The organism is Tardiphaga sp. (assembly GCF_028290785.1).
GTDB lineage: Bacteria > Pseudomonadota > Alphaproteobacteria > Rhizobiales > Xanthobacteraceae > Tardiphaga.
The window spans coordinates 13,620-27,044 of record NZ_JAQGJD010000333.1 but is presented as its reverse complement, the minus strand read 5'-3'; the positions used below and the strand labels follow the sequence as shown (position 1 = coordinate 27,044).

At 62.7% G+C, this 13,425-nt stretch carries 9 protein-coding genes; 6 read left to right on the top strand and 3 right to left on the bottom strand.

Annotation, left to right across the window (positions count from 1 at the left end):
• The first annotated feature begins 55 nt into the window (after positions 1 to 55).
• Positions 56 to 2,236 (top strand): glycogen debranching protein GlgX, encoded by a 2,181-nt coding sequence (gene glgX / locus JWR89_RS21520; RefSeq protein ID WP_299719986.1) that lies wholly within the window; start codon positions 56 to 58, stop codon positions 2,234 to 2,236.
• Between the two features lie 173 nt (positions 2,237 to 2,409).
• Positions 2,410 to 3,255, top strand: a complete 846-nt coding sequence (locus JWR89_RS21515) for a transglutaminase family protein (RefSeq protein ID WP_299719985.1) — start codon at positions 2,410 to 2,412, stop codon at positions 3,253 to 3,255.
• Positions 3,256 to 3,506: 251 nt separating this feature from the next.
• On the opposite strand, the gene JWR89_RS21510 is transcribed toward JWR89_RS21515, so the two are convergent.
• The 3 genes from JWR89_RS21510 to JWR89_RS21500 all read right to left on the bottom strand — a co-directional run bounded on the left by JWR89_RS21510 (position 3,507) and on the right by JWR89_RS21500 (position 6,775).
• The gene (locus JWR89_RS21510; protein WP_299719983.1) at positions 3,507 to 4,343 is read right to left on the bottom strand and encodes a hypothetical protein; all 837 of its coding nucleotides are present in this window, start codon (positions 4,341 to 4,343) and stop codon (positions 3,507 to 3,509) included.
• Between the two features lie 156 nt (positions 4,344 to 4,499).
• A complete protein-coding gene (locus tag JWR89_RS21505) occupies positions 4,500 to 6,023 on the bottom strand; it encodes a permease (RefSeq protein WP_299719981.1) in 1,524 nt (507 codons plus the stop codon).
• Entirely contained in the window at positions 6,020 to 6,775 is a 756-nt protein-coding gene (locus JWR89_RS21500) for an ABC transporter ATP-binding protein (protein ID WP_299719979.1), read from the bottom strand. The genes JWR89_RS21505 and JWR89_RS21500 overlap by 4 nt, the downstream gene beginning before the upstream one ends.
• A 572-nt stretch (positions 6,776 to 7,347) precedes the next feature.
• On the opposite strand from JWR89_RS21500, the gene JWR89_RS21495 reads away from it, so the two are divergent.
• From JWR89_RS21495 to JWR89_RS21480, 4 genes are all read left to right on the top strand, one after another.
• Entirely contained in the window at positions 7,348 to 8,028 is a 681-nt protein-coding gene (locus JWR89_RS21495; protein ID WP_299719977.1) for a Crp/Fnr family transcriptional regulator, read from the top strand.
• A 434-nt stretch (positions 8,029 to 8,462) separates the two neighbouring features.
• Positions 8,463 to 8,843 (top strand): response regulator, encoded by a 381-nt coding sequence (locus JWR89_RS21490; RefSeq protein WP_299719975.1) that lies wholly within the window; start codon positions 8,463 to 8,465, stop codon positions 8,841 to 8,843.
• Between the two features lie 208 nt (positions 8,844 to 9,051).
• Positions 9,052 to 11,013 (top strand): methyl-accepting chemotaxis protein, encoded by a 1,962-nt coding sequence (locus JWR89_RS21485; RefSeq protein ID WP_299719973.1) that lies wholly within the window; start codon positions 9,052 to 9,054, stop codon positions 11,011 to 11,013.
• 220 nt (positions 11,014 to 11,233) lie between these two features.
• Complete coding sequence (locus tag JWR89_RS21480; RefSeq protein WP_299719970.1) at positions 11,234 to 13,303, top strand: ATP-dependent helicase; 2,070 nt, start codon at positions 11,234 to 11,236, stop codon at positions 13,301 to 13,303.
• Positions 13,304 to 13,425 lie beyond the last annotated feature (122 nt).

The following is a 13,425-nucleotide window of genomic DNA, read 5'->3' as shown; positions in this document are numbered from 1 at the left end:
GTATTGGAACTCCGGCCGTTATCCCGCGCAATTATCATCAGCTTATGGGGCAATCGTGACGAACAGAACGGTCGAAGAAGGCTTACCCTATCCCTTGGGCGCACATTGGGACGGGAGCGGCACTAATTTCGCGCTGTTCTCCGCCAACGCCACCAAAGTCGAAATCTGCCTGTTCGATGGCGATAAAGAAACCCGCATTGAACTGCCGGAATATACCGACGAAGTTTTCCACGGCTATATCTCCGGCGTCGCGCCGGGCACCTTCTACGGCTACCGTGTGCATGGCCCCTACGAACCGGAAAACGGCCACCGCTTCAATCCGAACAAGCTGCTGCTCGATCCCTATGCGAGGGCGCATGCCGGGACGCTGGAGTGGAATCCAGCCGTGTTCGGCTATCAGATGGAAACCGGCGACGACACGACGTTCGACGAGCGCGACTCGGCGCCGTTCATGCCGCGCTGCGTCGTAGTCGATAAGGACTTCGACTGGACCGGCGAGGCCGGCCGGCAGAACGTGCCGTGGGACCAGACCATCATCTATGAAACCCATGTGAAGGGTTTTACGATGCAGCATCCGGACGTGCCGGAAAAGCTGCGCGGCACCTATCCCGGCTTCGGCAGCAAGCCGGTGGTGGATTATCTGACCGGGCTCGGCGTCACATCGGTCGAGTTGCTGCCCATCCACACTTTTATCAACGACGATTATCTGCTCGACAAGAACCTCACCAACTACTGGGGTTACAACTCGATCGGCTTTTTCGCGCCGGATCCGCGCTACGCCTCGGACGTGCCGAACAGCTTGCGCGAGTTCAAGGAGATGGTGGCGAAGCTGCACGCCGGCGGTCTCGAGGTGATCCTCGACGTGGTCTACAACCATACTGCGGAAGGCAACGAACTCGGCCCCACCCTGTCGTTCAAGGGCATCGACAACGCCAGCTATTACCGGCTGATGCCGGACAAGAAGCGCTATTACATCAATGACACCGGCACCGGCAATACGGTGAACCTGTCGCATGCGCGCGTCATCCAGATGGTGGCCGACAGCCTGCGCTATTGGGTCAGCGAGATGCACATCGACGGCTTCCGGTTCGATCTCGGCACCATCCTGGCACGCGAAGTATACGGCTTCGACGAGCAGAGCGGCTTCCTCAAGGCCGTCGATCAGGACCCGCTGCTCACCACCGTCAAGCTGATTGCCGAGCCCTGGGACATCGGCCCCGGCGGTTATCAGGTCGGCGGTTTCCCGCCCGGCTGGGCGGAATGGAACGACAAGTTCCGCGACATCACCCGCGACTTCTGGCGCGGCGAGGCGCCTGTCGCGGCGATCGCGCCGCGACTGTCGGCGTCGGGCGACATGTTCAACCACCACGGCCGCCGCTCCTGGGCCAGCGTCAATTTCGTCACGGCCCATGACGGTTTCACCCTGAACGACTGGGCCAGCTACAACGACAAGCACAACGAGGCCAACGGCGAAGACGGCAAGGACGGCTCTTCCAACAACGCCTCGTGGAATTGCGGCGTCGAAGGCCCGACCGACGACAAGGAGGTCCTGGCGCTGCGTAACCGGCAGAAGCGCAACATGCTAGCGACGCTGTTGTTCTCGCAGGGCACGCCGATGCTGCTCGGCGGCGACGAGTTCGGCCGCACTCAGCACGGCAACAACAATGCCTATTGCCAGGACAGCGAAATCTCTTGGTTCAATTGGGAGTTCGATGCCGACGGCAAGGAACTGCTCGACTTCACCAAGCGTGCCATCAAGCTGGTCAAGGACAACTCGGTGCTCCGCCGCACCCGCTTCCTCACCGGGGAATACGATGAGACGCTGGATGTTCGCGACCTGACCTGGATCAACGCCAACGGCGGCCCGATGGCCGACGACCATTGGTCCGACACCAACATGAAGTGCTTCGGCATGCTGTTGGATGGCCGCGCTCAGAAGACCGGCATCCGCAAGCAGGCGGGGGACGAGACCATATTGCTGGTCCTCAACGGCTTCGAGGGTGTAGTCGATTTCACCCTGCCGGAAGCCACCGGCGGCGCGGACTGGGAATTGCTGGTCGATACCAACCTGCCGCAGACCCCGCAAGGCAACATATTTCCGTTCGGCCATGCCTATCAGGTCACCGGACGTTCGCTGCTGATGTTGAAGATGAAGAGGACGGACGCAGCCAAGGCGGCGCCGGCGAAGCCGGTTGCTGACAAGAAGCGCGGCGACAGGCCTTCCAAGAGGGCCTGATCGGCTACACATTCATCCTATAGCTCGCCGCCCCGGCCATCGCCGGGGCGGCGAAGTTGTATTGTCTGCACACAATTTCGGCACATTCCGCTTATTGAACCTCGGAACGAAGTTTGCCGACTACACTTGTTTGGAAACATTATTTTTGATTTCCCAACGAATGGAGACCCGCAGTGCAGATCCGTGCCGGCTACGACATCGCGTTTCAGTGCCTTCAGGAAACGCCCATGATCCTGATGCTGAGCATCCACCCTTCCCGGGCCAAGGATCTGCAGAGTCCGCATCGCATCAGTTTCTCGCAGGACGTTCAGGCCCACGACTATCTTGATATGTTCGGCAACACCTGCACCCGCATCATCGCGCCGCCTGGCGTCATCGAGATCAAGAACGAGTTTCTGATTTCCGACAGCGGACTGCCGGATGCAGTGGCGCCCGATGCGCAGCAGACGCCGATCGCGCAATTGCCGGACGACGTGCTTGTTTACCTGCTGGGCAGCCGCTACTGCGACACCCAGAAGCTATCTGACCTGGCGTGGTCGATGTTCGGGGGCGTCATCGGTGGCTGGCAGCGCGTCCAGGCAATTGTCGATTACGTCCATCATCGCATAGAGTTCGGCTATCGCCATGCCCGCAACGACCGCACCGCCTTTGAAGGCCACGACGAACGCGTCGGCGTTTGCCGTGACTTCGCTCACCTCGCCGTCACCCTCTGCCGCTGCATGAATATTCCGGCGCGATACTGCACTGGCTATCTCGGCGACATCGGCGTCCCCATCGATCCGGCGCCGATGGATTTCAGCGCCTGGTTCGAAGTCTACCTTGATGGCCACTGGTATACGTTCGATGCGCGCCACAATCATCCGCGCATCGGCCGCATCGTGATGGCACGTGGCCGAGACGCTGCCGACGTGGCGATCTCCACCGCCTTTGGTCCTGCCCCTTTGGCCAAATTCCAGGTGATCACCGACGAGGTTTCTGACGAACCCACCGCGGTTGCGCCGATCTCCATGGTGGCCTGAGCCTTCGGCCACCGGCACAAACACGCACTCTCTTGCTTCTTGATGCCCGGCATCGCGCCGGGCATTCGTTTGCGCCGAAGGCTTGGATGATGATACGAATGCAGCTTGCTGCGCATTGCAAAAAGCCCGCCGATCATCTCGGCGGGCTTTTGTTCGTTATTAGCGAAGCAGCAGGAACAGGATGATCAGGGGAATCGGAATTCCGACGAGCCAGAGAAGAATGGGCATGTGATTTCCTTTCGGTTGACAGGTTAGATATTCGAACGATGGGTTTTTGTTCCCCAAGTACCGTCGCGCAATCCGCCGCCTTCCGTTGCAGCCAGGCTGGCGCAGAAGGCACCGAGCAGCAACGAAGCGGTCAGCCAGAAGGCCAGCGCCGCAGTGGCCTTGCGGGCCGCGTCCAGGTTGGCCTTGGCTTCGGTCACGACCTGATTCACTCGGGCTTCAGCGTCCGCCTGGCTGAGGCCGGTGCGTGCGGAAACAACCTTGGCCACATAGGTCTTGTCGGCGGGCTTCATGTCACCGCCGGCCTTGAAGCTGGAGGTGAACAGACGGCTCAGTTCGCCCCGCGAGTCGGCGGCACTGCTGTTAGCAGCCGGCGTATCTGAGCGCAGCAACGTGTCGAGGTAGCCGTCCATCGGACCGGCGTTGGAAGCCACGCCCTGCGCGGCGCCGGACGCGGCGCTGCCCATGATGCTCGATGCCGGCGTCGCCAGCAGCAACGCACCGAGCACAGAAGCGAACGCCCAAGTAATGAAGCCATGCGCGGTATCGCGGAAATAGACCTCGTCGGTATGAACGCCAACCCAGCGCGTGCGCAGCCGGCCGGCGATGTAACCGCCAATCGACGACGACAGCATAGCGATGACGATGAGGTAGATTCCGGTCGCAACCTTGAAGGTCGTTGCAGAAACACCTGAACCGGACCATGGCGAGACCGAGGTCGCGCCGAGGGCCACGCCGAGCGTCAGCAACACCAGCGTCAAGGCGCATGAGACAACGGCACCCGCAAAGATAGCTGGCCAGGAAACGCTTGAACCGGCGGCTTCGCCTGTATCTGCGGGTTGAATAACTACTGCGTCTATCATGATAGCTCCTGCCCGGCGGGCGTCCTGTTTCGAGTGCGCATTCAATGTGCAGCAGGAACTTTGGTTCCGGGCGTTGCGCTATTGATATCGCTTAGGGGAGCGACCGAGGGACAGCCCGTGCATGTGAAAAATCGCCTGGCTCTCGGGCGACGTTTGTTATGCGCGCGACGGGCTGATCTTCCAGGTCAGCGCAATCACGGCAGCCGTCATCAGCGCCGTAACGGCTGCGACCAGCGGGGCCACCAGCGCCAGCGCTGCGGTGGCGGCCCAGCCGATCGATGCGAAAGCTTCGGCAAAGGTCGCGATCCGCGATGATGTCTGGCGTCGGCGGAACTGGCTGCGCCGCGCCTGCACCCGAAACCAGAGCTGGATCGATGTCGCCGACGCAGCGGCGAGGACAGTCGCCAGCGCCGTAACTACGGCGAGCGCGAGCGAAACCAAAGCCAGTGCCGCAATCAGTGGCGCAAACAGCAAGGCGATGAGGATCAGCACGACCTCGATCTTGGCTCGCGTTACAGACGCTGCCGGCAACGGGGCGGTGGCGACGAGATCGGCGGCGTCTTCCCCGGAAATGGTCAACCAGGCCAGTCCGCCTGCGAGCTGGCCCGCAGCCATCACGATCACCGGCGCCAGCACGATGAAGGCGCCGGCGCCCTCGTCGAAACTCCGCCACAGCATCAGCGCCGGAGGCAGAAGGTACAGCAACTGCATCAGCGTCTGCGACATCAGCCAGGGATCGCGCCACAGCAGTAGCAATTCCTTGCGGCGAAGCGCGCGCTGCGGCGAGCCCTTCCGGAACGGCCGCGGCGCAGCGGGTTTGCGGGATTCGATCTTGGGCGACACGCTGGCGACATAGTCGCTGAAGCGCGGCGAGAATACCGCCATGGTGGCGCCGAGCAGGAGCAGGCTGCCGCCGAGCAGCGGCAGCAGCGCCGCGACATCGCCGAGTATGGCCCGCGCCGGCCACCACAGCAGGCTGCCGCCGCCCGGGGCAAACGACGCCGCCGCGTCCGACGTCAGCACGGCGAAGCGCGACAGCGTGCCGTAAGACAGGATCGCCGCGACCTGCAGCGCGATCACGAACCCGGCTCCGGTCACGGCGGAGATCACCTGCGCCACCGCGCGGGTTTTGGCCGGGCCGCAGATCTTGAACAGAGCGACCGTAACCGCGATGGCGACCGCCGCCGCCGACAGGCCAATCGCCACGACCACCACATAGGTCGAAAGCCAGCGAATGCCGCCCCAGATTACCAGCACGTCGATGAACGGCGTCGCCAGCAACATCGCCATCAGCGTTACCGTCAATGCAATCGCAGCGATCCGCACCGAGAATACATTGGTCAGCGCCACCGGCGATGACATGATGAGATCGAGATCGGCCCGCGCATAGAACACCCGGGTGACGGATTCGATCGCCTGCGACAGCATCAAGGCCCAGGCCAGGAACAGACAAGCCGTGATGACAATCAACGACGATCGATCCAGCGGCATCTGTACGTCGGCGAAACGGCCGACCACGGCATAGGCCGGGAGGTGCAGAAAGATCACAAACGCGACGAGCATGATCGAGGCGCTGCGGGGGCGCCAGCGCCGGCCGGCGGTCAGCATGCCCAGCCATTCGCGCCATGTCAGCCGGATCTCGTGGCCGGCAAACCACATCACTCCGGCAGAGTTCCTCATGCGGCGGCCGGCGCGCTTTCCACCAGCGCCACGAACATGTCTTCGAGGCTGGTATCGCCCTGCCCGTTCTGCTGCCGCAATTCGGCCAGCGTGCCCTCGGCGATCAGCCGCCCCGCGGAAATCACGCCGATCCGATCGGCCATCCGCTCTGCTACCTCTAGAATATGGGTGGTCATGATGACGGTGCAGCCGGCGCGGACGCGCATCTGCAGCAGATGCTTCACGTGGCGCGCGGAAACGGCGTCGAGCCCAGTCAGCGGCTCGTCGAGAATGATCAGGCGGGGGTCGTGGACCAGCGCACCCGCGAGGGCCACCTTCTGCCGCATGCCCTTGGAAAATCCCTCGCAACGCTCATGCAGATGCGGCGCGAGCCCGAGCGACTCCAGCAGTTCGCGCGCGGTACGTTCGGCAGCGGCCGCCTCGCAGCCCCACAGGCCGGCGACGAATTCGAGGTATTCCAGCGGCGTCAGCTTGTCGTAGATCATCGGTTCGTCGGAAACCCAGGCGGTAATCTGCTTGGCCGCGACCGGATCTTTCAACGCGTCGATGCCCAGCACCGAAACCGAGCCGGCATCCGGCCGCAGCAGCCCCGCGACCATGCGCAGCGTGGTGGTCTTGCCGGCGCCGTTGGCTCCGAGCAGCGCATAGAATTCTCCAGCGCGCACCGTGAGGTCGAGGCCATCGACCGCCGGACGGTCAAAACGTTTGGTCAACCCTCGCAACTCGAGGGCGGGCGGTCGCGGCTGGTTCATGGCGTTGAACAATCCCGGCGTTGCACTGCACAGTAAAATGACCGTAAGTTATTTCGGTGCAATGAACGGGCTGGCGTAAACTTTGCGCCGCCGCGCGCCGGCGATCCGCAATAGCGCGCCGCCGGTATGCGCCCTGAAGCGATCGATCCATCGATCTGGATGCAACCATCGATGGATTTTTTCGCTAGCTGGTCAAAATTGCACAGACGGAATGTGCGGTCTGATACAGCCTGTACTTGGTGAATTTACGCGTTGACCGGCATGCGTCCGGGATCCGCCGCTCCCGTTTCGCGCGTCAAACGCCGGGGTCCATGCGCAGCGAATTCATCATTTGTAAGGTCGCGTGAGGAGAATTATTTCTCCATTCGCGCCCTGGCGTCACGGGCAACTACGTCGCCCTACTGGTCTGCCCGTCCGCGTGAGGAGCCCCGTCGCCCCCCGGCGGGGCTCTTTTTTGCCCGACCTACGGTTGCAGCTATTTAAAGAAAAAAGGAATTTTACAACTCAGAAGGGCTTTGTGCTATAACCGACATAGCGCGTTTTTTTTGCTATATGGTACGGGGTGAGCCATTTTGGGTAGACCGGCCAGAGAAGAGTTCAATCCCCAAGCCTTTCTCGCCCGCGTGGGACAGGGCAAGGCGATTGCGGACTACAAAAAGAACCAGAACATTTTCTGCCAGGGCGAGAGGGCGGAGGCAGTTTTCTATATCCAGAAAGGCCGGGTCAAAGTCACTGTTCTTTCCGAGCAGGGCAAGGAGGCGGTCGTCGGGATTCTCGAGGCCGGGCAATTCTTCGGGGAGAGCTGCCTGAACGGCCACCCGCTCCGCATCTCCACGACCACGGCGATGGAAGACTGCGTCATTACCTCTATTACCAAATCGGCGATGCTCGCCACGCTGCACGACGAGCCGACGTTCTCCGAACTATTCATGGCCTACCTACTGACCCGCAACAGCCGCGTCGAGGAAGACCTGATCGACCAGTTGTTCAACTCCAGCGAAAAGCGCCTGGCACGTCTACTGTTGATCCTGGCCAATTTCGGCAAGGAAGGCCGGCCGCAGCCGATTGCCGTCGAACTCAGTCAGGAGACTCTGGCAGAGATGATCGGCACCACGCGCTCGCGCGTCAGTTTCTTCGTGAACAAATTTCGCAAGCTCGGCTTCATCTCCTACAATGGCAAGATCGAAGTTCACAACTCGCTGCTCAACGCGGTGTTGAATGACAAGCCGCAGATTGAGCGTGAGGAGCAGTAGCCTCGCCATCATGCCCGGTTATCGGGCGATCCAACTTACATTGTGCACAATTGGGCAGCGAATCGCCCTCCGCTGCGGCAGTCTGTTTGAATTAAATGAGAAGTGAATGTATTGCGCTGGCATCGCGCGTACGGGAGCCAGCCCTTGTTTTTGGAACGCGGCGATGCCCCATCCGACGCCCTACTCGCGAGAGTTCCACGCCATCCGCCGGGCTTTTCCCGGCATCTTTGATCGCGCCAGCACAGAGCCGTCGCCAGCCCCAGCCTCCGGCACGAACGAGATGGCGGACAGTGAACCGAACAGGTCGATCGCCGATTTCGCTTCACGATCCGACAGTGAAATCGGTACGGAGTAGCGCTGTACCCAAGCCTGTTCCGGCCATGTCGTACAGCGCCCCGAAACTACCAAGGCATCGATCAATCGCGGGGTTTGACATGGCAAGCATCCTGATCGTGGACGACGACAAGGCCGTTTCGCTGATCATGAAGCTGCTGCTTGAACGCGACGGCCATTGCATCACATGCGCCGGCGACGGCCCAACTGCGCTGCAGGTATTTCGCCAAGAAGAATTCAAGCTACTGATCGTCGATATCTTCATGCCCGGTATGGATGGCCTGGAAACCATGAGGCAGGCGCATCAGCTGCGGCCTGGCGTGCCGATTATCGTGATTTCCGGTCATGCGTTTTCATCGCGCTCCACGTCATCACCGGATTTCCTGGGCATGTCGATCAAACTTGGCGCGGTCTGCAGCCCTGCAGAAACCGTTCAAATCCGCTGTCCTGCTCTCGCAGGTCGCGCGATGCCTCGGGCCTGACCACCCGCCACCGGCTCCCACTGCCACTCCAAGCGCGGTGTCATCGCACCACTAATAATGATTGATACTTGAGAGCGGGGCAGAACCTCTACTATAGTACCTATTGCGCAAGCACACGCGCATTTAACAGCTCCTTCACGGGAATTCCCTATCACTCGAACGGGAATACATCGCGGCAAATTGCTGTCGCGGTCGAAGGGGCACGTAAATGCACGCACTCAAATCGATTTCAGCTCGCATGATCGTCGCGATTACGCTGGTCACTGCAGGTTCGTGCGCCGCGTTGGCCGCCTTCAGCATCTGGCAGCAGCAGGGCATCGTCGATACCGCTCTGCAGCGCGAGTTGAAAAACGATTATGCCAACATTACCGCGGCGCTAAGCGCCGAAACCCGGACCAACCTAGCTGTCGCTGACGTATTGGCATCGATGCCGCAGATGGCAGAGGTCATCCGCACAAAGGATCGCGCCGCCGCGTTGGCGCTGGTCAACCTTTCCTATCCCAAGCTGAAGGCCCGCGGACTCGAGCTGGTCACCGTCGCGGTGCCGCCGGGTATCGGCTTCGCCCGCGTCCACAACCCCACCGTATTCGACGACGACATGACGCCGCGCCGCAAGACCTTGGCGCAGGCGATCACGACCAAGAAGCCGCAGGGCGGCGTCGAGGCCGGCCGAGACGTGCTCAACGTCTTCGGATCGTCGCCGGTAATGGCCGGCGATACGCTGCTCGGCGCCGTCGATGTCGGCGCGCCGTTCGGCAAGACCTTCGTCGATACCATGAAGGCACGCTTCAACCTCGACATCGCCATCCACCAGATCGATGGCCAGAACACCAAAACGCTGGCGACGACCCTGGCAACCAGCGCTCCCGACGCGGCCGTTGTTCGTCGCGCGCTGGCCGGCGAGACGGTTATGCAGTACGGCGAGTTGAACGGCCGTGCATCGGCCACCGCTTTCGGCCCCATCAAGAACTTCTCTGGCGACGCGGTCGCGGTCTTCGAAATCGTGCGCGATGCCTCGGCCTACCGCACGCTGACGCAGACGTCGCTTAACTGGCTCATCATTATCTCGGCCTGTGTGCTCGTGGTTGCCGGCGCCATTGCCGTGTGGATGGGCAGCAGCATGGCCCGCCCGATCAAGGCGCTGGAGTCCGCGATGCGCGACATCGCCTCCGGCAATCGCGCCATCGCCGTGCCGGGCGCCGGCCGCAAGGACGAGATCGGCTCGATGGCCGGCGCGGTCGAGATTTTCAAGAACGGCCTGATCGAAACCGATCAGCTGCGCGCGGCCCAGGAGCAGCAGCGCGAACGCTCCCAGCTGGAGCGTCGCGACACCATGAACGCACTGGCCAACCGCTTTGAAAGCGGCGTCGGCAGCGTGGTCGGCGCGGTCGGCTCGGCCGCCACCGAGTTGCGCACCACGGCGCAATCCATGGCAGCCACCGCCGAAGAATCCACCCGGCAGACCGCGGCCGTCGCGGCGGCTTCCGAAGAAGCCACGCAAAGCGCCCAGGCCGTCGCCGCGGCGATCGAGGAGCTCAACGCCTCGATCAGCGAGATTTCCCAGCAGGTCAATGAATCCGCCCGCGTCGCCGGCGACGCTGTCTCGCAGGCGAACGTCACCTATTCCGAAGTGCAGAGTCTGGCCGAAGCCGCGCAAAAGATCGGCGACGTCGTCAAGCTGATCAGCGAGATCGCCGCGCAGACCAACCTGCTCGCGCTGAATGCGACCATCGAGGCCGCGCGCGCCGGCGAAGCGGGCCGCGGCTTTGCCGTGGTCGCCTCGGAAGTGAAGGCGCTGGCCACACAAACCTCGAAGGCCACCGACGAGATTTCGGCACAGGTGGGCGCCATCCAGCACGCCACCAGATCCTCGGTGGATTCGATCCAGGGCATCACCTCCACCATCGGCCGCGTCAGCGAGATCGCCAGCGCCATCGCCGCCGCCGTCGAGGAACAGGGCGCCGCCACGCTGGAGATTGCCCGCAACGTCGCCGATGCCGCCCGCGGCACCGGCGAAGTTTCCGAGAACATCGCAGGGGTCAACGACGCAAGCCGCGAAACCGGGCTCGCCGCCACACGGGTGGTCGAATCTGCCGCCGACCTGTCGCGCAACGGCGAGGACCTCAAGACCCAGGTCGATGCGTTTTTGCGCGAAGTGCGCGCGGCGTAGCGCCACAATCTCCGCGTCGTCCCCGCGAAGGCGGGGACCCATAACCTCCGTCGTCCCGGTTGAAACGGGAGAGAAGCAACAGCCGTGCTTCAATTACTTCTCCAGCGCGTATGGGTCCCCGCGTCCGCGGGGACGACGGCCGAGAGGCTGGAGCGCCCCCGCCGCCATTGCGAACAAAGCGGGAATCAGCGAGCGTGATTCGTCACTTCGGAATCCCACCGTGCTCGCGCAAACCAACTATCTCGATGCCCTGAATCCGGAACAGCGCCGCGCCGTCGAGCACGGCGTGCCGTTACGTGGCACCCCCGCGGGTCCATTGCTGGTCGTTGCGGGCGCCGGTTCCGGCAAGACCAATACACTGGCGCACCGCGTCGCGCATCTGATCGTCAACGGCGCCGATCCGCGCCGCATCCTGCTGATGACCTTTTCACGACGCGCGGCCAGCGAAATGAGCCGCCGCGTCGAGCGCATTTCGCGAAAAGTGATGGGCGACAAGGCCGGCATCATGACCGACGCGCTGGCCTGGGCCGGCACCTTTCACGGCATTGGCGCGCGGCTGTTGCGCGACTATGCCGAACAGATCGGCCTCGATCCGGCCTTCACGATTCATGACCGCGAGGATTCCGCCGACCTGATGAACCTGGTGCGGCACGAGCTGGGCTTTTCGAAAACCGAAAGCCGGTTTCCCACCAAGGGCACCTGCCTCGCGATCTACTCGCGCTGCGTCAACGCCGAGACCGAACTCGATCAGGTGCTCGGCGCGAATTTTCCGTGGTGCGCCGGCTGGGCCGCCGAACTGCGCGAACTGTTCGCGGGCTATGTCGAGGCCAAGCAGAAACAGAACGTGCTCGATTACGACGACCTGCTGTTGTACTGGGCGCAGACCATGGCCGAGCCGCTGCTGGCCGCCGACATCGGCGGACGCTTCGACCACGTGCTGGTCGATGAATACCAGGACACCAACCGGTTGCAGTCGTCGATCCTGCTGGGACTCAAGCCCGGCGGCCACGGCCTCACCGTGGTCGGCGACGACGCGCAGTCGATCTATTCGTTTCGCGCCGCCACCGTGCGCAACATCCTGGATTTCCCAAAGCAGTTCTCGCCGCCCGCCGACATCATCACGCTGGATCGCAACTACCGTTCGACGCAAACCATCTTGGCCGCGGCCAATGGCGTGATCGATCTCGCCCGCGAGCGCTTCACCAAGAATCTCTGGACCGACCGGACGTCGAGCATCAAGCCGCAGCTCGTCACCGTGCGCGACGAGACCGACCAGGCGCGCTGCCTTGTCGAGCGCATCTTGGATAACCGCGAGAGCGGCACGCTGCTGAAGCAGCAGGCGGTGCTGTTCCGCACGTCCTCGCATTCCGGTCCGCTGGAAGTGGAGCTGACCCGGCGCAACATTCCCTTTGTCAAATTCGGCGGCCTGAAATTCCTCGATGCCGCGCATATCAAGGACGTGCTGGCGCTGCTGCGCTTCGTCGAAAACCCGCGTGATCGCGTCGCCGGCTTCCGCCTGATGCAGTTGCTGCCCGGCGTCGGCCCGGCCTCGGCGCAGCGCGCGCTCGATCACATGACCGTCGCCGCCGATCCGATCGGCGCGCTGGTGGACACTCCTGCACCGAAGCGCGCCAGCGACGACTGGCGCGGCTTCGTCGAAGTGGTCACCGAGCTGCGCTCCGGCCGCGCCGGCTGGCCCGCCGAGCTTGAACTGGCGCGGTTGTGGTACGAGCCGCATCTCGACCGCATCCACGAGGATTCCCCCACGCGCCGCGCTGACCTGATCCAGCTCGAGCAGATCGCGTCCGGTTATCCGTCGCGCGAACGCTTCCTCACCGAACTCACGCTCGATCCGCCCGACGCCACCAGCGACCAGGCCGGCGTACCCTTGCTCGACGAAGACTATCTGATCCTCTCCACCATCCATTCCGCCAAGGGGCAGGAGTGGAAATCGGTCTATGTGCTCAATGTCGTCGATGGCTGCATGCCGTCCGATCTCGGCACCGGCACGTCAGCCGAACTGGAGGAAGAACGCCGCCTGCTCTACGTGGCGATGACCCGCGCCAAGGACGAGCTGCATCTGATGGTGCCGCAGCGCTTTTTCACCTATGGCCAGAACCCGCAGGGCGACCGCCACGTCTATGCCTCGCGCACGCGGTTCATCCCGGACCGGCTGCTGCATCTGTTCGAACGCACCAGTTGGCCGCTATCTGTGGCCGCCGCCGCACGCGCCGCCAGCGACGGCGTTCGCGTCGATATCGGCGCAAGGATGCGGGGCATGTGGCGGTAGCACTCTACGCGAGTCGTCCCCGCGAAGGCGGGGACCCATAGCCTCCGTCCTCTCGTTGAGATCAACGGCCAGCGGCTTCTTACAAAACACAACCGATCGTGGTTATGGGTCCCCGCCTTCGC